Genomic DNA, 18,450 nt, shown 5'->3' with positions numbered 1-18,450 from the left:
TTTCAGCTTGATCCAGATTTTTAAAGAGCAAATATCTCAAACATGACTCGCAAGTCAGTTTTGAGATATTAAGGCAGGTGACTTTCACTCACGAACCAGCAAGTGGCGTCCCCTAGGGGATTCGAACCCCTGTTACCGCCGTGAAAGGGCGGTGTCCTGGGCCTCTAGACGAAGGGGACGTACAGTCTCAATCGCAAGACGCCTTGCTATTTACTTTTCATCAGACAATCTGTGTGGACACTACAAAGGCAGGTTCTTTAAGGTAAGGAGGTGATCCAACCGCAGGTTCCCCTACGGTTACCTTGTTACGACTTCACCCCAGTCATGAATCACAAAGTGGTAAGCGCCCTCCCGAAGGTTAAGCTACCTACTTCTTTTGCAACCCACTCCCATGGTGTGACGGGCGGTGTGTACAAGGCCCGGGAACGTATTCACCGTGGCATTCTGATCCACGATTACTAGCGATTCCGACTTCATGGAGTCGAGTTGCAGACTCCAATCCGGACTACGACGCACTTTATGAGGTCCGCTTGCTCTCGCGAGGTCGCTTCTCTTTGTATGCGCCATTGTAGCACGTGTGTAGCCCTACTCGTAAGGGCCATGATGACTTGACGTCATCCCCACCTTCCTCCAGTTTATCACTGGCAGTCTCCTTTGAGTTCCCGGCCTAACCGCTGGCAACAAAGGATAAGGGTTGCGCTCGTTGCGGGACTTAACCCAACATTTCACAACACGAGCTGACGACAGCCATGCAGCACCTGTCTCAGAGTTCCCGAAGGCACCAATCCATCTCTGGAAAGTTCTCTGGATGTCAAGAGTAGGTAAGGTTCTTCGCGTTGCATCGAATTAAACCACATGCTCCACCGCTTGTGCGGGCCCCCGTCAATTCATTTGAGTTTTAACCTTGCGGCCGTACTCCCCAGGCGGTCGACTTAACGCGTTAGCTCCGGAAGCCACGCCTCAAGGGCACAACCTCCAAGTCGACATCGTTTACGGCGTGGACTACCAGGGTATCTAATCCTGTTTGCTCCCCACGCTTTCGCACCTGAGCGTCAGTCTTTGTCCAGGGGGCCGCCTTCGCCACCGGTATTCCTCCAGATCTCTACGCATTTCACCGCTACACCTGGAATTCTACCCCCCTCTACAAGACTCTAGCCTGCCAGTTTCGAATGCAGTTCCCAGGTTGAGCCCGGGGATTTCACATCCGACTTGACAGACCGCCTGCGTGCGCTTTACGCCCAGTAATTCCGATTAACGCTTGCACCCTCCGTATTACCGCGGCTGCTGGCACGGAGTTAGCCGGTGCTTCTTCTGCGGGTAACGTCAATCGACAAGGTTATTAACCTTATCGCCTTCCTCCCCGCTGAAAGTACTTTACAACCCGAAGGCCTTCTTCATACACGCGGCATGGCTGCATCAGGCTTGCGCCCATTGTGCAATATTCCCCACTGCTGCCTCCCGTAGGAGTCTGGACCGTGTCTCAGTTCCAGTGTGGCTGGTCATCCTCTCAGACCAGCTAGGGATCGTCGCCTAGGTGAGCCGTTACCCCACCTACTAGCTAATCCCATCTGGGCACATCCGATGGCAAGAGGCCCGAAGGTCCCCCTCTTTGGTCTTGCGACGTTATGCGGTATTAGCTACCGTTTCCAGTAGTTATCCCCCTCCATCAGGCAGTTTCCCAGACATTACTCACCCGTCCGCCACTCGTCAGCGAAGCAGCAAGCTGCTTCCTGTTACCGTTCGACTTGCATGTGTTAGGCCTGCCGCCAGCGTTCAATCTGAGCCATGATCAAACTCTTCAATTTAAGTTTGATGCTCGTGAATTAAACTTCGTAATGAATTACGTATGTTCACTCAGAGACTTGGTATTCATTTTTCGTCTTGCGACGTTAAGAATCCATGTCACTTTGAGTGCCCACACAGATTGTCTGATAAATTGTTAAAGAGCAGTTGCGACGCGCTTCAGCGCTCTGTCGCGAGGTGGCGTATAATACGCTTTCCTCTTTCAGAGTCAACCCGTTATTTCAGGATTTTTTCTCTTCAACCGACCGGGTTATCTGTGAAGTGATTCACATCCGCCGTGTCGATGGAGGCGCATTATAGGGAGTTCTCCGCAGGCCGCAACCGCTAAATGACAGAAAAATGACTGACTGCTGCATTCCACAGCAAAACCCCGCCTTATACCTTTTTACACACAGACTTATCCACAATCCATTGACGATCCCGGTGTGATCCAGCGATTTGAACACTATACTAGCGGCAAATATTTCTCTCGCGGGCCAACCTCATGACGACACAACGACTTCAACGTGACTGGCGTATCCCAACCGCCGGGCTCGCCGTGCTGGTGTTACTTATGGCAGGTTTTGCACTGCATACGCACTGGAATGCTTTTATTCAGTGGTGCCTCGCCACCCAGATCACCCTGCACCGATATCTGGTGATGTATCTGCTGCAACTTAATAATCATCAGTACAGCGGTGGGCTATGGTTGTTAACCGGTGCGTTTCTTTATGGTGTACTCCATGCCGTTGGACCTGGGCACGGCAAATTTATCGTCACCACGTATCTCACCACCAATAAAGAGAGCCAGCTCGCGGCGCGCGTCGTACCGTTTATCGGTAGCATGATGCAGGGCGTCAGCGCGATCGTCTTTGTCTTTATCCTGGCGGTTGGATTGAACCTCGCGTCAGGAGATATCAGCACCAGCCGTTGGTACGTCGAGAAAATCAGCGCCGTGCTGATTGCCGTCTTCGGTGCGTTTATCATTTATCAGGCGCTCAGCAGCCTGCGTCCGCGCAAAATGGCGATTAGCGCCATCAAGCCGCTTCACCAGCATAATGAACGCTGTGGCTGCGGCCATCACGGCGTAGGGGTGGATCTGACTAAAAGCGACTGGAAAACCCGTCTGGGCGTGGTGCTGGCCATTGGCGCACGCCCGTGCAGCGGGGCAATTATGATCCTGATGTTCTCGAATGCGCTCGGTATTATTAGCTGGGGGATTGCTGCTGTGATGACAATGTCGCTGGGCACGGCGCTGTCGATTATGGGGCTGTCGCTGGCAGTACGTTACGCGCGTGAACGCACAGTAACCTGGTTTGGCGGCGGCACGTCCCTGAACTGGGTAATGCCGATGGTCAAAATTGCCGGAGGGATTGTTCTGATACTGTTCGCGACGATCCTGTTCCTGACGGTGATCCCCGTCAGCGCCGGCGGCGACTATATTGCCGCAGGATGCTAATAAAAGAAAACCCGCCAGCGGCGGGTTTTTTTATCACTCGTTAATTCGCGGATGCTGATCGACAAGGCGAGAGCGTTTTGTCTGGAGCGCCTCAATCTCTGCGTCAATATCTTCAATCTTCTGCTCTACATTATCGTAGTGCTCACGCAGGATCTCTTTCGCTTCCTGAATATCAGACGCCGCAGGCGTTGCCCCTTTCAACGGACGATTCGCCGTCTCCTTCATGGTAATACCGGTAATCAGGCCGATCACCGCAATGACCATCAGATAGTAAGCAGGCATCATCAGGTTCTGCGTGCTCTCCACCAGTGAAGCAGCAAGCGTCGGCGTCAGGCCCGCAATCAGAACGGAGATATTAAAGGCTGCCGCCAGCGCACTGTAGCGAATATGCGTCGGGAACATTGCCGGCAGCGTAGAAGCCATCACCCCGATGAAGCAGTTGAGGATCACCGCCAGCATCAGCAGACCGGCGAAAATCAGCCCCAGCACATTGCTGTTAATCAGAATAAAGGCCGGGATTGCCAGTGCGAACAGGGCGACGCTGCCGAGAATAATGAATGGCTTACGGCCAAAGCGGTCGCTCAGCAGACCCATAATCGGCTGCACAAACAGCATACCCACCATGATGGCGATAATAATCAGCACACCGTGGTCTTCCGAGTAGTGCAGGTTATGCGACAGGTAGCTCGGCATGTAGGTCAACAGCATGTAATAGGTCACGTTGGTGGAAATCACCAGACCAATACAGGTCAGCAGGCTGCGCCAGTGTTTGGTCGCAATCTCCTTGAACGACACTTTCGGGCCATCCTGTAACCCTTCACGGTCACCCTGCTCCAGCTTTTCAACGTGCTGCTGGAACGCAGGCGTCTCTTCCAGGGCGTGACGCAGATAAAGCCCAATGATGCCCAGCGGCAGCGCCAGGAAGAACGGAATACGCCAGCCCCAGTCAAGGAAGTTCTCTTCACCCACTACGGTTGAGATCAGAACCACAACCCCCGCGCCCATGACAAAACCGGCAATCGAACCAAAGTCCAGCCAGCTGCCCATAAAGCCACGTTTACGGTCCGGAGAATATTCAGCGACAAAAATCGATGCACCGGTATATTCGCCGCCAACGGAGAAGCCCTGCGCCATCTTACAGATCAACAGCAGAATCGGCGCCCATATACCAATAGTTGCATACGACGGAATAAGGCCGATACAGAATGTACTTATCGACATGATGACAATGGTAATAGCCAGGATCTTCTGGCGACCATATTTATCACCCAGCATGCCGAAGAAAAGGCCACCGAGAGGACGAATCAGGAAGGGAACGGAGAACGTACCCAGCGCAGCAATCATCTGCAAGCTGGGATCGGCACCAGGGAAGAACACTTTACCAAGTGCATAGGCCACAAAGCCGTAAACACCAAAATCGAACCACTCCATCGCATTACCGAGCGAGGCCGCTGTAATCGCTTTGCGCAGTTTCGCGTCATCAATAATGGTGACATCGCGCAGCGTGATGGGTTTTACTTTTTTCCTTCTAAGCATAGCTTTCCTCGTAGACTCAGCCCTGTCCGTTTCACAGCGCATTTTGCAAGCTGTGAACCAGAGATCCGCTCCATGCGAATCTCCTTATTCAAGCGTAGCAGGTTTACTTACATTGACGTTTTACCTCAATACAACCGAACCTGTTGACGCCTGTCTGGGCAGTTAAAGACCTTTTTACCCTACCAGCGTTTATATATGTGATCAACTTCACACATATTTTTCCTGTTCGTAAGTTGCCTTCAGCTTTTGTCAATTCACGATAAATAAGGTCATTCTAAACCCCCTTATCAAACAGATCTTAACGCCCGTTATTATTCCTCCCCAAACAAAATGCAAGCACATTTCTTCACAGCGAATTTACACAAAATTCAATTAGTAACAGCGGGCAATCCTGTTTACATTCAATATGTGACGAAGATAACTAAAACAGCGTTTTATTTTCATTGAATCACAATTCCAAAGATCGCATGATAAATCCGAACACGATATCCCAGCGGCTTTCAAATGAAAGAATGCTGAACACCTGAATTTCGCTCTACAGCATAAATAACGAATCGATTGGTCCCAAAAAAGGCAATCGTTTGAATTTGTTGATCTATTTTTTGAGCTTTCCGCCAGCCATGCGGACGAGATGTGAGGGTTAATGATGAAGATTAAAGCAACAATAGAACGCATCCCGGGCGGGATGATGCTGGTCCCGCTGGTACTTGGCGCGATATTAAATACGCTAGCCCCGAATACCGGTGCTTATTTTGGCGGTTTTACAAAAGGTATGATTACCGGAACGGTACCGATTCTGGCAGTCTGGTTCTTTTGCATCGGCGCATCTATTAACTTGCGTGCAACAGGTACGGTATTACGTAAATCAGGTACGCTGGTCATTACTAAAATTGCGGTCGCCTGGGTTGTTGCCATGATCTGTGCAATGTTCATTCCGGAGAATGGAATTCAGACCGGCTTCTTCGCCGGATTATCCGTTCTGGCCATAGTCTCAGCAATGGATATGACCAACGGCGGTCTCTATGCCAGCCTGATGAATCAATATGGCACCAAAGAAGAATCGGGCGCGTTCGTGCTGATGTCCCTGGAGTCGGGTCCGCTGATGACGATGTTGATTCTGGGTTCTGCCGGCCTTGCCTCTTTTGAACCACACCATTTTGTCGGGGCGATCCTGCCGTTCCTGATTGGTTTTGCGCTGGGCAACCTCGATCACGATCTGCGTGATTTCTTCAGCAAAGCCACCCCGGTACTGATCCCGTTCTTCGGCTTCGCGTTGGGCAATACCATCAACCTGAACGTGATTCTGGAAACCGGCCTGCTGGGCATTGTGCTGGGTGTTGCCGTCATCGTCATCACGGGTATTCCACTGATTATCGCAGACCGCGTCATCGGGGGCGGCAACGGAACCGCGGGCGTGGCCGCCTCTTCGGCCGCAGGCGCTGCGGTAGCCAACCCGGTGATTATCGCCCAGATTAACCCGGCCTTTGAACCCGTGGCCGCTTCCGCCACGGCTCTGGTTGCCGCCAGCGTGATTGTGACGGCAATTCTGGTCCCTGTCATCACGGCACTGTATGCCAGACGCTTTGGGCATGTGCCTGAGTCCCGGACAGAACCTGAAGCGGTAGAAATGCCCCACTAACCCTTTCGCCCCCTCCTTAAAAAGAGGGGGCAATCACGTACCGAATATCTCTTCCACCATGCCATCCACCAGCCGTTTTGCCGAACAGAGTCTCGGCATCCCCAGCGCGACCGTTTGCCAGCTCTGCGTCACTGACCAGCTCACCGGATGTTTATCCGCCTGACACCAGTCCCCCAGCCAGCCCAGCATATCTTTATAATCAATCAGACCGGGAGAAGCGGACGTCGTCAGCCACTGATGGTAAAAATGCCGGGTGGTGGGAGAAGCATTAATTCCCTGTGCCAGATAGTTTGCGGCCATGCTGCGCAGATTATCTTTCAGCATGGCCGCCACATCGCTATTCGCCAGACGACAGGCATCGCCAAACGCCCCCCAGCGCAACTCTTCCAGCACGATAAAGCAGCGGCCAGCCAGCGACCAGCCGTCATACTGCCCGGCTCGCCAGCGGGTAAAAATTTGCTCGCTGTGCTCACCCGCCTGAACCGTAAGGCCGCGCTGCGCGAGCGCTTTCTCTTTATAGGCGGCACGCTGGTTGAAATGTGAGGAGAGCTCTTCGTACTGTTGCAACAATCCGGGCGGTTGAGGGAGGCGTGGATTCACCTGCTGGCGCAGGGCTACCAGCCTGTCGGACATACGGGTCAGCGCAAGGTGTCCGGGGTCGAGCATACCGGCCAGTTTCTCCGCCAGACCCAGCCGCAGCGCTGCATTTTCGTTGAGCATTCCCGCCATTGCCCACGGCCGCAGCCGGGTCTGCGTAATGATCTCCTGCGTCAAACGCTCACGAAATTGCAGTTGCTGTGGCCCCAGGAGGGAGTGACGTGCAGCGTCCGCCCCCTGGACCAAATCGACCATAAATTTTGGATGAATACACTCCAGCGTCCGCCCGGGACCGTCCAGTAGCTGTGTTGTCATGGTTGCTCTGTCGCGAATAAGGTTTGAATATCATCGCGTAACAGTCGGGTATCTTCCTGAATCCACGCCGCAGTAGTCATACTTTGCTTCAACAACTGGCTAAGCGCCCGGGTTGAATGTTCATTCTGCTGTCGCACGGCAAGGCTATCACGCAAGCTTTCCTGTAACCCGGTCAGGCACAACGAAAACTCTGCAAAGAACGTTGCCATACCTGCCGTAACAGAGACATCGACCTGCGCGGCCAAAGCTTTACGAATTTGATCGCAAAACTGATCGATATGTTGCGTAAATTTGCCATGAAGCTGAACGATGTCGATGACATAGCGTGTGCGCGTCACGACATACTCTTCCCAGCCCCAGCCGGGATTATTGAGCCAGCGCGAGACGGTATTACGTACGCTGCCTGCCCCTGCTGGCTGACTGGCGGGAGGGGTGTCCTGCACAATGGCATCATTAAATAAGCCGCGCGTATTGAAATTAAGCTGGTTTGCCTGAAACGCCGGGAAGCTAATCCGCGCCCGAAATCCGGCATGACTGAGCTGCTCCTTAATTCGCATCTCGATGGGTCGCATCGCCTCATTCAACGATCGGGCGAGCGTAGACTCCAGCTGATCGAAGCGTAACGCCAGCTCCCGGCCAATTCTGCTCTGCGCATTCAGCAAAATCTGCTCGCATGACGATCGGATCTTGCTCAGGACAATCTGCGCCTGCCCTTCATCGTCAAGCACCAGCTGCTGGATCGCATTCGCGTCGTCTGCACGCAAACTGGATGACTCGCGCCCTGCTAAATCAAGAATAGACGGGCGGCTAAAAATGTCGCCCAGCGCCTGGTGAAGTTCACCTTTCTGGCGAAGCAGGAATGCATCCGTTGCGTTGAGCGCCTCTTCAACTTCATGCTGGACCTCATCGCTCACCACGCTCTGCCGCTGACGCAGCATCGTCATATCCTCTTCCAGGCGCGCAATATTCAGCTCCAGCTCATCAAAAGCGACCGTCAGTCCCTGATGGCGAACATCCAGGTATTCTCTGGCATTTTGCGCATAGTTCAGCAGCTTATGCGATGCCGACCGCAAAGCGAACAGCGAGGCGTTGGCGTAAGCCGCGTAAATCAGTTTGCGGATGGGCTGTTCGAACAGCGAATCCTCCCACAGCAGATCCGCCGCATGGCGAATATGGTCAATATCGTCCAGGTCGGCCGTTCGCCAGCGGCGGCCCAGCGCGGCCTCGGCAAAATCCTGTACCCAACGCTGATCCTGATGATCGGGAAGGCGCCCATGAACGTTCATCTCATAGCGGGCGCGGTTTGCCAGATAGGCCCACATGGAAGAGACCGGATAAATTTGCCCCGGAGAAATATTCCCTTTCATCAGCGTGCCGGAAATCATCGCCCGCACCTGCTCTTCATCGTCGCTGTTACGATCTTTCTGATCGAATTTGTTGACCAGGGCGTAAAGCGGCACGGATTTCCCGGCAGCCGAAATTGCCTGACGAACCTCCGCATCAGAAATAGATTTAAGCTGTGTATAGTCCATCACCGCCAGCACGGCGGAGGCGCGCGCCAGCTGCTCGCTGAGCATTTTTTGCAGGTGCGGCTGACCGGCCTCGTTCGGCCCCGGCGTGTCGAGCAGCGTCAGTTGCCCCAGGCGCGCATCCAGACCGGCGAGATGCACAAACTCCACCTCAATTACCGGAATATGTTCAATCGCGGCATACTCAGAGAACGGAAACTCCACGCCCAGCGCCTGAGAAAGCCGCACCAGATCGTTCAGGCTTTTCAGACAATGAAAGATAGGCTCCGCGCCAAGGTGATGTTTTTCAAACGCCTCACCTCTTTCTATGCGTTCCAGCAGCGTATTCATGTCCTTGTCGATTTCCAGACGCCGCGCCAGCTTGCCGCGATCTTTATCGCACAGTTTTTTCTGCAACTGGGTAATCAGGGTATCGATGGGCGAAACGTGCAAAAAATGCAGCACCGGCTCCTTCTGGCCCGGCGTATGGCGGATCAGCGTGGGAAGCGCCGTCATCGGACGATTGCGGTTCGGCAGCACTTCCGTGCCCACAATCGCATTAATGGTGGTCGATTTTCCCGCTTTCATGGTACCCACAATCGCCAGCACCATTTCGAGGCGGGTTATTTTGCGTAATTCGTTATTCAGCATCGCCTGCTGAGCGTCGACACCCCGTGCGCTAAAATGTAACGGCAAAACGTTGTTATTAACGCCGCTCATCGCAGCGGCTGTGCTATCCAGCTTTGCAATCGGCATAGATTTTAATGAATCAAGGTTGTTCAGAGCGAGCTGTAACAATCGTTCAGCTTCCTGGCTTAATTCAAATATGGTCTGTGTGTGCATGATAAAAGCCTTCCCTTAACGCAAATTTATTACTTTTATTAAGCCACGATGTTTTAATTATACTTTTCGGGCTTATATGATCACGTATGGAAAACATGTTCATTTAATACAACTAACTGAAGATAATGAGAATTTATAAACCGCCCTCGTAATACGTGTAAAACATCCCCTGGCCAGAAAGCCAAAAGTGAATAGACAAAACGCATTTTCAGGAAACATCAGGATATATCATCGTTATTTACCCACCAAAAAAGAGAGGTATTCCCTGGCGCCAAAAGATGTATGGCGTTAGAAGAGGATAGATAAATAACGGCTTGTTCCTTCACCTTATCCGAAATGGCACAGCGTAGCAATTTGCTGTAATAAAATATTCGATACATTTAGCATGATTACGATCTCTGCCGTTCAGGGCATAAGCTTCCCTTAATTTACTGACAGTTCGTGTCATCGCTTGCGCATTTATGCGCTATTTTTATAAAACAATATCACCGACAAAAGTGGGGATTTGCGTTATACTCGCTGCCTTTTTCGGCACACAGCCGTCATTTAGCTGGCGTTTTCCAGCGTGTTAACACTTTTGAGGATACCAACATGCAACTTCCACACTGCCCGAAATGCAATTCTGAATACACCTATGAAGACAATGGCATGTTCGTTTGCCCGGAATGCGCCCATGAATGGAACGATGCGGAGCCTGCACAGGACAGCGATGCGCTGATCGTGAAAGACGCGAACGGCAACCTGCTGGCAGACGGCGACAGCGTTACCGTTGTGAAAGATCTGAAGGTAAAAGGCAGTTCCTCCATGCTGAAGATCGGCACTAAAGTTAAAAATATCCGTCTGGTTGAAGGCGATCATAATATCGACTGCAAAATTGACGGCTTCGGTCCGATGAAACTGAAATCTGAGTTCGTGAAAAAGAACTGATTGTCCCGCCCGGTGACGCTTCGCTTACCGGGCGTTCGGGAACTACACTTAACGGGCTTTTCTTACGTGAGGTAAAGATTATGCCGTTAAGTCCCTACATCTCTTTCGCCGGCAACTGTGCGGAGGCGACCGCCTTCTATCAGCAGGCCATCGGCGCAGAACTCCTCTACAAAATCACCTTCGGCGAAATGCCCAAAGACGAAAACAGCGAAGAAGGCTGTCCGTCAGGCATGAACTTCCCGGATACCGCCATCGCCCACTCTAATGTCCGCATTGCCGGCAGCGATATCATGATGAGCGATGGTCTGCCACCCGGTAGCAGCACGCAGTACGCCGGATTTACGCTGGTGCTCGACACGCAGGACGTGGATGAAGGCAAACGCTGGTTCGACAACCTCTCTGATGGTGGCAATGTCGAAATGGCCTGGCAGGAGACTTTCTGGGCGCACGGATTCGGGAAAGTCACCGATAAATACGGCGTGCCGTGGATGATTAACGTCGTTAAATCGTAGGCCACATAAGCGCAGCGCATCCGGCAACAGCGCCCGGAGACGCTGCGCTGACCGGGCCTGCGGTGATTGTCATCAAACTCCCCTCAACTCTTCAAACTCCCGCAACCAACACTTAACCTGAATGTCATATTGATGCGCCAGCATGAGGCCACATTTATCGTGAGGCCCGGCACATGCAAACTGTCATTCGCGTCGAGAAACTGAGCAAAACCTTCCATCACAACAAGGCGCTGCATGCCGTTGATCTGACCGTCCAGCAGGGCGAAATGGTGGCGCTGTTGGGGCCGTCTGGTTCAGGTAAATCAACCCTTCTTCGTCACTTGAGCGGCCTGATTACCTGTGACAAAACGCCGGAAAGCCGCGTCGAACTGTTGGGGAACACCGTGCAACATGCGGGGCGTCTGGCGAGCGATATTCGCAAAAGCCGCGCTCAGACGGGCTATATCTTTCAGCAGTTCAACCTGGTGAACCGCCTGACCGTGCTCGAGAACGTGCTGATTGGCGCGCTCGGCAGCACCCCGTTCTGGCGCACCTGCCTGCGCTGGTTCTCCCCATCCCAGAAGCAAGAAGCCTTACAGGCGCTGACCCGCGTCGGCATGGCGCATTTCGCCCACCAGCGCGTCTCCACGCTCTCCGGCGGACAGCAGCAGCGCGTCGCCATCGCCCGCGCCCTGATGCAGAAAGCCAAAATCATTCTGGCCGATGAACCTATCGCCTCGCTGGATCCGGAATCGGCCCGCATCGTGATGGAAACCCTGCGCGACATCAACCAGAACGACGGCATCACCGTGGTGGTGACGCTGCATCAGGTGGATTACGCCCTGCGCTACTGCGAGCGCATCGTCGCCCTGCGTCAGGGCCATGTGTTCTTTGATGGCGCAAGCCACCAGTTTGATAACGAACGTTTTGATCATCTCTACCGCAGCGTAAACCGCGTCGAAGAGCGCGCGCAGGCTGCTTAACGTCCCCATAACGAGGAATGGACATGAACTACAAAGCCGTTGCCGCGCTGGCCTTCACCAGCATGTTCAGCATCAGCACCCTGCTAAGCCCTGCTTACGCTGAGGAACAGGAAAAAGCGCTGAACTTTGGCATCATTTCAACGGAATCACAGCAAAACCTGAAGCCGCAGTGGGAACCGTTCCTGAAAGATATGGAAACCAAACTGGGGATCAAAGTAAACGCCTTCTTCGCCCCAGACTACGCAGGCATCATTCAGGGAATGCGCTTCAACAAAGTCGACATCGCCTGGTATGGCAACCTCTCTGCTATGGAAGCGGTAGATCGCGCGAACGGCCAGGTCTTCGCCCAGACCGTTGCGGCAGACGGCTCCCCGGGCTACTGGAGCGTGCTGATCGTTAACAAAGACAGCCCGATCAACAATCTCAACGACATGCTCGCCAAACGCAAAGAGCTGACCTTTGGTAACGGCGACCCGAACTCCACTTCCGGCTTCCTCGTCCCTGGCTACTACGTCTTCGCGAAAAACAACGTCTCCGCCAGCGACTTTAAGCGCACGGTCAACGCCAGCCACGAAACCAACGCCCTGGCCGTGGCGAATAAGCAGGTTGACGTTGCCACCAACAACACCGAAAACCTCGACAAGCTGAAGACCTCCGCGCCGGACAAGCTTAAGGAAATCAAGGTTATCTGGAAATCACCGCTGATCCCGGGCGACCCGATCGTGTGGCGCAAAAACCTCTCCGAGAGCACCAAGGACAAGGTCTACGACTTCTTCATGAACTACGGCAAAACGCCGGAAGAGAAAGCGGTTCTGGCGCGTCTGGGCTGGGCACCGTTCCGCGCGTCCAGCGATTTGCAGCTGGTGCCGATTCGCCAGCTGGCGCTGTTCAAGCAGATGCAGGGCGTGAAGGACAACAAGGGTCTGAAGGAAGAAGAGAAGACCAGCAAAGTGTCGGAAATTCAGGCGCAGCTGGACGATCTCGACCGCCTGACCGCCGCGCTCGGCGCCATGACCAGCGTGAATAAAGCGGTGCAGTAACGCCTTTCTCCCTCTCCCTGTGGGAGAGGGAACTAAACCCAAAGGAGCCAACATGCAAACCATCACCCTCCCGCCGCCAAAGCGCAGCTGGTTCTCGCTCATAAGCTGGGCCGTTCTGCTGGCGGTGCTCGTTATCTCCTGGAAGGGCGCGGAGATGGATCCGCTGCTGCTCTTCAAAGATTCCGGCAACATGGCGACCTTCGCCGCCGACTTCTTCCCGCCGGACTTCAGCCAGTGGCAGGACTACCTCAGCGAAATGGCGGTCACCCTGCAAATTGCCGTCTGGGGCACCGCGCTCGCCGTGATCCTCTCCATTCCGTTTGGCCTGATGAGCGCCGAAAACATCGTGCCGTGGTGGATCTACCAGCCGATGCGTCGCCTGATGGATGCCTGTCGCGCCATCAACGAAATGGTCTTTGCGATGCTGTTCGTGGTCGCCGTCGGCCTGGGTCCGTTCGCGGGCGTGATGGCGCTGTTCATCCACACCACCGGCGTGCTCTCCAAGCTGCTCTCCGAAGCGGTTGAAGCCATCGAGCCCGGCCCGGTGGAAGGCATCCGCGCAACCGGAGCGAACAAAATCGAAGAGATCCTGTACGGCGTCCTGCCGCAGGTGATGCCGCTGCTCATCTCCTACTCCCTGTACCGCTTCGAGTCCAACGTTCGCTCCGCCACCGTGGTCGGCATGGTGGGCGCAGGCGGCATTGGCGTCACCCTGTGGGAAGCCATTCGTGGTTTCCAGTTCCAGCAAACCTGCGCCCTGATGGTGCTCATCATCGTCACCGTCAGCCTGCTGGATTTCCTCTCTCAACGTTTGCGTAAGCACTTCATCTGAGAAGCGAGGCTTTGATTTGTATGCACTTATCCAGACATCCGACCAGTTACCCCACCCGCTGGCAAGAGATTGCGGCAAAGCTCGAAGTGGAGCTGCGCACGCACTACCGCTGCGGAGACTACCTGCCCGCCGAGCAGCAGCTTGCCGACCGCTACGAAGTGAATCGCCACACCCTGCGTCGCGCCATCGATCAACTGGTGGAGCGCGGCTGGGTCCAGCGCCGTCAGGGCGTCGGCGTGCTGGTGCTGATGCGCCCGTTCGACTACCCGCTCAATGCCCAGGCGCGTTTTAGCCAGAACCTGCTCGATCAGGGCAGCCACCCCACCAGCGAAAAGCTGCTGTCAGTCCTGCGCCCGGCCTCCCGCCACGTGGCGGACGCGCTGGGGATTCAGGAGGGCGACAACGTCGTTCACCTGCGCACGTTGCGCCGGGTGAACGGCGTGGCGGTCTGTCAGATCGACCACTACTTCGCGGACCTCACCCTCTGGCCCGTGCTGCAACATTTCGCCAGCGGTTCCCTGCATGATTTTCTTCAGGACGCGACGGGTATCGCGCTCAAACGCACCCAGACGCGCATCAGCGCCCGCCGCGCGCAGGCGAAAGAGAGCAAGGTGCTGGAGATCCCCAACATGGCCCCGCTGCTCTGCGTGCGCACCCTCAACCACCGTGACGGCGACGTCAACGCAACGGAATACTCCGTCAGCCTGACCCGCGCCGACATGATTGAATTTACCATGGAGCACTGAATGCACTTCGACACCTCCACTCGTCAGCGCTGGATGCGCGTGCTGGCCCACAGCCAGCCTGATGCGCTGGCTGCCCGCATGAGCGCGCTCGGCCTGACGCCGGACTACGACACGATCCGCGCGCCGGAGATCGGCCTGGTGCAGATCCAGGCACGCATGGGCGGCACCGGCGAGCGCTTCTTCGCCGGCGATGCCACCCTCACCCGCGCGGTGATCCGCCTGAAAAGCGGCACGCTAGGCTACGGCTACGTACTTGGGCGCGACAAAACGCACGCCGAACGCTGCGCAGCGATCGACGCGCTTTTACAGGAACAGCCGCATTTTCAGACGTTAATGGAAACCCTTATTGCCCCGCTGGAAGCCGACCGCGCCGCACGCCTTGCCGCGCGTCAGGCCGAAGTGAATACCAGCCGGGTCGACTTCTTTACGCTCGTTCGCGGAGACAACGCATGACGCTTCAACCTGCTTTTACCCTCGCCGTCCAGGATGCCCAACAGAGTTTCCGTCGCCTGCTGAAAGCCATGAGCGAGCCGGGCGTCATTGTCTCGCTGCATCAGCTCTCCCAGGGCTGGCTGCCGCTGAACCTCGCCTCGACCAGCGTGCTGTTGACGCTGGCGGACAACGACACCCCGGTATGGCTGTCAGGCGCATTGCTGAACGATATCGCCAGCCAGAACCTGCGCTTTCACACCAACGCGCCGCTGGTCGAGCAGCCCCAGCAGGCGGTCTTCGCCGTGGCCGACGAGCAAATCAGCCACGAACAGCTTAACGCCCTGAGCGAAGGCAGCGCCGTCGCACCGGAAACCAGCGCCACGCTGATTTTGCAGGTCTCCAGCCTGAGCGGTGGCCGCATGCTGCGCCTGACGGGTGCAGGGATCGCCGACGAGCGGATGGTCGCCCCCCAGCTGCCGGAGTGCATCATTCATGAGCTGACCGAGCGCCCGCATCCGTTCCCACTCGGTATCGACCTGATCCTGACCTGCGGCGAGCGCCTGCTGGCGATCCCGAGAACCACTCACGTGGAGGTGTGCTGATGTACGTTGCCGTCAAAGGGGGCGAGAAGGCGATCGCCGCCGCCCATGCCTTGCAGGCGCACAGACGCCGGGGGGATGACGCCCTTCCCGAGTTGAGCGTCGCCCAGATTGAACAGCAGTTAAACCTAGCCGTCGACCGCGTGATGACCGAAGGCGGCATCGCGGACCGCGAACTGGCGGCGCTGGCGCTGAAACAGGCCAGCGGCGATAACGTGGAAGCCATCTTCCTGCTGCGCGCTTACCGCACTACGCTTGCGAAGCTGGCGGTAAGCGAGCCGGTGGATACGGCGGAAATGCGATTAGAGCGCCGTATTTCTGCGGTGTACAAAGATATTCCTGGCGGTCAGCTGCTTGGTCCGACCTACGACTACACCCATCGCCTGCTGGACTTCACTCTGCTGGCGAACGGTGAAACACCGCAGCTCAGCGTCTCTGACGCTGAACAAGACGCCTCCCCGCACGTCTTTAGCCTGCTGGCAAACCAGGGGCTGGCGAAGGCGGAAGAGGACACCGGCAGCACACCGGATGACATCACCCGCACGCCGCCGGTCTATCCCTGTTCGCGCTCGTCCCGCCTGCAACAGCTGATGCGCGGCGATGAAGGGTATCTGCTGGCGCTGGCCTACTCCACGCAGCGCGGCTATGGGCGCAACCACCCCTTCGCGGCAGAGATCCGCAGCGGCTATATCGACATTGAAATCGTACCGGAAGAGCTGGGTTTTGCGGTGAACATCGGCGAACTGCTGATGACCGAGTGCGAAATGGTCAACGGTTTTGTCGCGCCAGAGAATGAAGATCCGCACTTTACCCGCGGCTACGGGCTGGTGTATGGCCTGAGCGAGCGCAAGGCGATGGCGATGGCGCTGGTTGACCGTGCGCTCCAGGCGCCGGACTACGGCGAGCATATTGCAGGCCCGGCACAGGACGAAGAGTTCGTGCTGGCCCACGCGGATAACGTTGAGGCCGCCGGCTTTGTCTCGCACCTCAAGCTGCCGCACTACGTCGATTTCCAGGCCGAACTGGAACTGCTGAAACGCCTGCAACGGGAGCGCGCCAATGTCTAACTTAAGCGGCTACAACTTTGCCTATCTGGACGAACAAACTAAACGCATGATCCGCCGCGCCATCCTGAAGGCAGTGGCGATCCCCGGCTACCAGGTGCCATTCGGCGGCCGCGAAATGCCAATGCCCTACGGCTGGGGCACCGGCGGTATTCAGATCACCGCCAGCGTGATCGGCGAAGCGGACGTGCTTAAGGTCATTGACCAGGGGGCAGACGACACCACCAACGCCGTGTCGATCCGCAACTTCTTTAAGCGCGTAACGGGCGTTAATACTACCGAAAAAACCGAAGACGCGACGCTGATCCAGACCCGTCACCGCATTCCGGAGACCCCGCTGACTGAAGATCAGATTTTGATTTTCCAGGTGCCGATCCCGGAGCCGCTGCGTTTTATCGAGCCGCGCGAAACGGAAACCCGCACCATGCACGCGCTGGAAGAGTACGGCGTCATGCAGGTGAAGCTGTATGAGGATATCGCCCGCTTCGGGCATATCGCCACCACCTACGCCTACCCGGTGAAGGTGAACGGCCGCTACGTGATGGACCCGTCGCCGATCCCGAAATTCGACAACCCGAAGATGGACATGATGCCTGCCCTGCAACTTTTTGGTGCCGGACGGGAAAAACGCATCTACGCCGTACCGCCGTACACCCGTGTGGAGAGCCTGGATTTTGACGATCACCCGTTTACGGTGCAGGAGTGGGACGAGCCGTGCGCCATCTGCGGTTCGAAGCATAGCTATCTGGATGAAGTGGTGCTGGACGACACGGGCAAACGGATGTTTGTCTGCTCCGACACCGATTACTGCCGCCAACAGAGCGAGGCGAACAGCCAATGAAACCGCTGCTTTCGGTTAATAACCTGACTCACCTTTATGCGCCGGGCAAAGGCTTTAACGACGTGTCGTTTGAGCTGTGGCCGGGCGAAGTGCTGGGCATTGTCGGCGAGTCCGGCTCCGGTAAAACCACCCTGCTGAAGTCCATCTCCGCGCGCCTGACGCCGCAGAATGGCGACATTTTGTATGAGGGCGTGTCGCTGTATGGCATGAGCGAAGCCGAGCGCCGCCGCCTGCTGCGCACCGAGTGGGGCGTGGTGCACCAGCACCCGATGGATGGCCTGCGCCGCCAGGTCTCGGCGGGGGGCAACATCGGCGAACGGCTGATGGCCACCGGCGCGCGCCACTACGGCAACATCCGCGCCACGGCGCAGCACTGGCTGGAAGAGGTTGAAATTCCCGCCTCGCGCATCGACGACCTGCCGACCACCTTCTCCGGCGGCATGCAGCAGCGTTTACAGATTGCCCGCAATCTCGTCACCCATCCGAAGCTGGTGTTTATGGATGAACCGACCGGCGGGCTGGACGTCTCCGTACAGGCTCGCCTGCTCGACCTGCTGCGCGGCCTGGTGGTGGAGCTAAACCTGGCGGTGGTGATTGTCACCCACGATTTAGGCGTTGCGCGCCTGCTGGCGGACCGCTTGCTGGTGATGAAGCAGGGTCAGGTGGTGGAAAGTGGGTTAACCGACCGCGTGCTCGACGATCCCCATCATCCGTATACCCAGCTGCTGGTGTCGTCCGTATTGCAGAACTGAGGGCGCGGTTGCCGGGTGGCGCTGCGCTTACCCGGCCTACGAACACCGCACCTTGTAGGCCGGG

16 protein-coding genes, 1 tRNA gene and 1 rRNA gene are annotated in these 18,450 nt (G+C 56.0%); 13 read left to right on the top strand and 5 right to left on the bottom strand.

Features of this window, described 5'->3' with window-relative positions; translation table 11 throughout:
• Nucleotides 1-103: 103 nt before the first annotated feature.
• Together RS584_RS01890 and RS584_RS01885 are read right to left on the bottom strand one after the other, a co-directional pair.
• Nucleotides 104-179 (bottom strand) — tRNA-Glu (locus tag RS584_RS01890).
• A gap of 84 nt (nt 180-263) precedes the next feature.
• A 16S ribosomal RNA gene (locus tag RS584_RS01885) occupies nt 264-1,805 on the bottom strand.
• 482 nt (nt 1,806-2,287) lie between these two features.
• On the opposite strand from RS584_RS01885, the gene RS584_RS01880 reads away from it, so the two are divergent.
• Nucleotides 2,288-3,241 carry a nickel/cobalt transporter gene (locus RS584_RS01880; RefSeq protein ID WP_047726056.1) on the top strand — a complete coding sequence of 318 codons (954 nt, stop codon included), beginning with the start codon at nt 2,288-2,290 and terminating at the stop codon, nt 3,239-3,241.
• A 33-nt stretch (nt 3,242-3,274) separates the two neighbouring features.
• On the opposite strand, the gene proP is transcribed toward RS584_RS01880, so the two are convergent.
• Entirely contained in the window at nt 3,275-4,777 is a 1,503-nt protein-coding gene (proP, locus tag RS584_RS01875) for a glycine betaine/L-proline transporter ProP (protein WP_015570231.1), read from the bottom strand.
• 646 nt (nt 4,778-5,423) lie between these two features.
• On the opposite strand from proP, the gene kdgT reads away from it, so the two are divergent.
• On the top strand, nt 5,424-6,416 hold the full coding sequence (gene kdgT / locus RS584_RS01870; protein WP_193042119.1) for a 2-keto-3-deoxygluconate transporter: 993 nt from the start codon (nt 5,424-5,426) through the stop codon (nt 6,414-6,416).
• Nucleotides 6,417-6,449: 33 nt separating this feature from the next.
• On the opposite strand, the gene RS584_RS01865 is transcribed toward kdgT, so the two are convergent.
• Complete coding sequence (locus RS584_RS01865; RefSeq protein ID WP_315748849.1) at nt 6,450-7,328, bottom strand: diguanylate cyclase regulator RdcB family protein; 879 nt, start codon at nt 7,326-7,328, stop codon at nt 6,450-6,452.
• The gene (gene crfC / locus RS584_RS01860) at nt 7,325-9,679 is read right to left on the bottom strand and encodes a clamp-binding protein CrfC (RefSeq protein ID WP_315748848.1); all 2,355 of its coding nucleotides are present in this window, start codon (nt 9,677-9,679) and stop codon (nt 7,325-7,327) included. The genes RS584_RS01865 and crfC overlap by 4 nt, the downstream gene beginning before the upstream one ends.
• Nucleotides 9,680-10,270: 591 nt before the next feature.
• Here crfC and RS584_RS01855 point away from each other — a divergent pair.
• The 11 genes from RS584_RS01855 (at nt 10,271) to phnK (ending at nt 18,386) form a co-directional block, all read left to right on the top strand.
• A complete protein-coding gene (locus tag RS584_RS01855) occupies nt 10,271-10,606 on the top strand; it encodes a zinc ribbon domain-containing protein YjdM (RefSeq protein WP_003860206.1) in 336 nt (111 codons plus the stop codon).
• An 80-nt stretch (nt 10,607-10,686) separates the two neighbouring features.
• Nucleotides 10,687-11,118 (top strand): VOC family metalloprotein YjdN, encoded by a 432-nt coding sequence (gene yjdN / locus RS584_RS01850; RefSeq protein WP_017694695.1) that lies wholly within the window; start codon nt 10,687-10,689, stop codon nt 11,116-11,118.
• A 173-nt stretch (nt 11,119-11,291) separates the two neighbouring features.
• On the top strand, nt 11,292-12,080 hold the full coding sequence (gene phnC, locus RS584_RS01845; RefSeq protein WP_003860210.1) for a phosphonate ABC transporter ATP-binding protein: 789 nt from the start codon (nt 11,292-11,294) through the stop codon (nt 12,078-12,080).
• Between the two features lie 23 nt (nt 12,081-12,103).
• Nucleotides 12,104-13,120, top strand: a complete 1,017-nt coding sequence (gene phnD, locus RS584_RS01840) for a phosphonate ABC transporter substrate-binding protein (protein ID WP_032652248.1) — start codon at nt 12,104-12,106, stop codon at nt 13,118-13,120.
• A 52-nt stretch (nt 13,121-13,172) separates the two neighbouring features.
• Nucleotides 13,173-13,952 carry a phosphonate ABC transporter, permease protein PhnE gene (phnE, locus tag RS584_RS01835; protein WP_193042097.1) on the top strand — a complete coding sequence of 260 codons (780 nt, stop codon included), beginning with the start codon at nt 13,173-13,175 and terminating at the stop codon, nt 13,950-13,952.
• A gap of 20 nt (nt 13,953-13,972) precedes the next feature.
• On the top strand, nt 13,973-14,698 hold the full coding sequence (phnF, locus tag RS584_RS01830) for a phosphonate metabolism transcriptional regulator PhnF (RefSeq protein WP_006810434.1): 726 nt from the start codon (nt 13,973-13,975) through the stop codon (nt 14,696-14,698).
• A complete protein-coding gene (gene phnG, locus RS584_RS01825; protein ID WP_017694700.1) occupies nt 14,699-15,151 on the top strand; it encodes a phosphonate C-P lyase system protein PhnG in 453 nt (150 codons plus the stop codon). It begins immediately after the preceding gene.
• On the top strand, nt 15,148-15,732 hold the full coding sequence (phnH, locus tag RS584_RS01820) for a phosphonate C-P lyase system protein PhnH (RefSeq protein WP_003860219.1): 585 nt from the start codon (nt 15,148-15,150) through the stop codon (nt 15,730-15,732). Before phnG ends, phnH begins: the two co-directional genes overlap by 4 nt.
• The gene (locus tag RS584_RS01815; RefSeq protein ID WP_315748847.1) at nt 15,732-16,796 is read left to right on the top strand and encodes a carbon-phosphorus lyase complex subunit PhnI; all 1,065 of its coding nucleotides are present in this window, start codon (nt 15,732-15,734) and stop codon (nt 16,794-16,796) included. Before phnH ends, RS584_RS01815 begins: the two co-directional genes overlap by 1 nt.
• Complete coding sequence (gene phnJ / locus RS584_RS01810) at nt 16,789-17,634, top strand: alpha-D-ribose 1-methylphosphonate 5-phosphate C-P-lyase PhnJ (protein ID WP_315748846.1); 846 nt, start codon at nt 16,789-16,791, stop codon at nt 17,632-17,634. Before RS584_RS01815 ends, phnJ begins: the two co-directional genes overlap by 8 nt.
• On the top strand, nt 17,631-18,386 hold the full coding sequence (phnK, locus tag RS584_RS01805; protein ID WP_315748845.1) for a phosphonate C-P lyase system protein PhnK: 756 nt from the start codon (nt 17,631-17,633) through the stop codon (nt 18,384-18,386). Before phnJ ends, phnK begins: the two co-directional genes overlap by 4 nt.
• Nucleotides 18,387-18,450 lie beyond the last annotated feature (64 nt).

Origin of the sequence: Enterobacter sp. DTU_2021_1002640_1_SI_PRY_ASU_LCPMC_013, assembly GCF_032389435.1 — a bacterium.
GTDB classification, from domain to species: Bacteria; Pseudomonadota; Gammaproteobacteria; order Enterobacterales; family Enterobacteriaceae; genus Enterobacter; species Enterobacter hormaechei_C.
The sequence above is the reverse complement of the archived record's forward strand: the minus strand, read 5'-3'. Positions and strand labels throughout refer to the sequence as shown.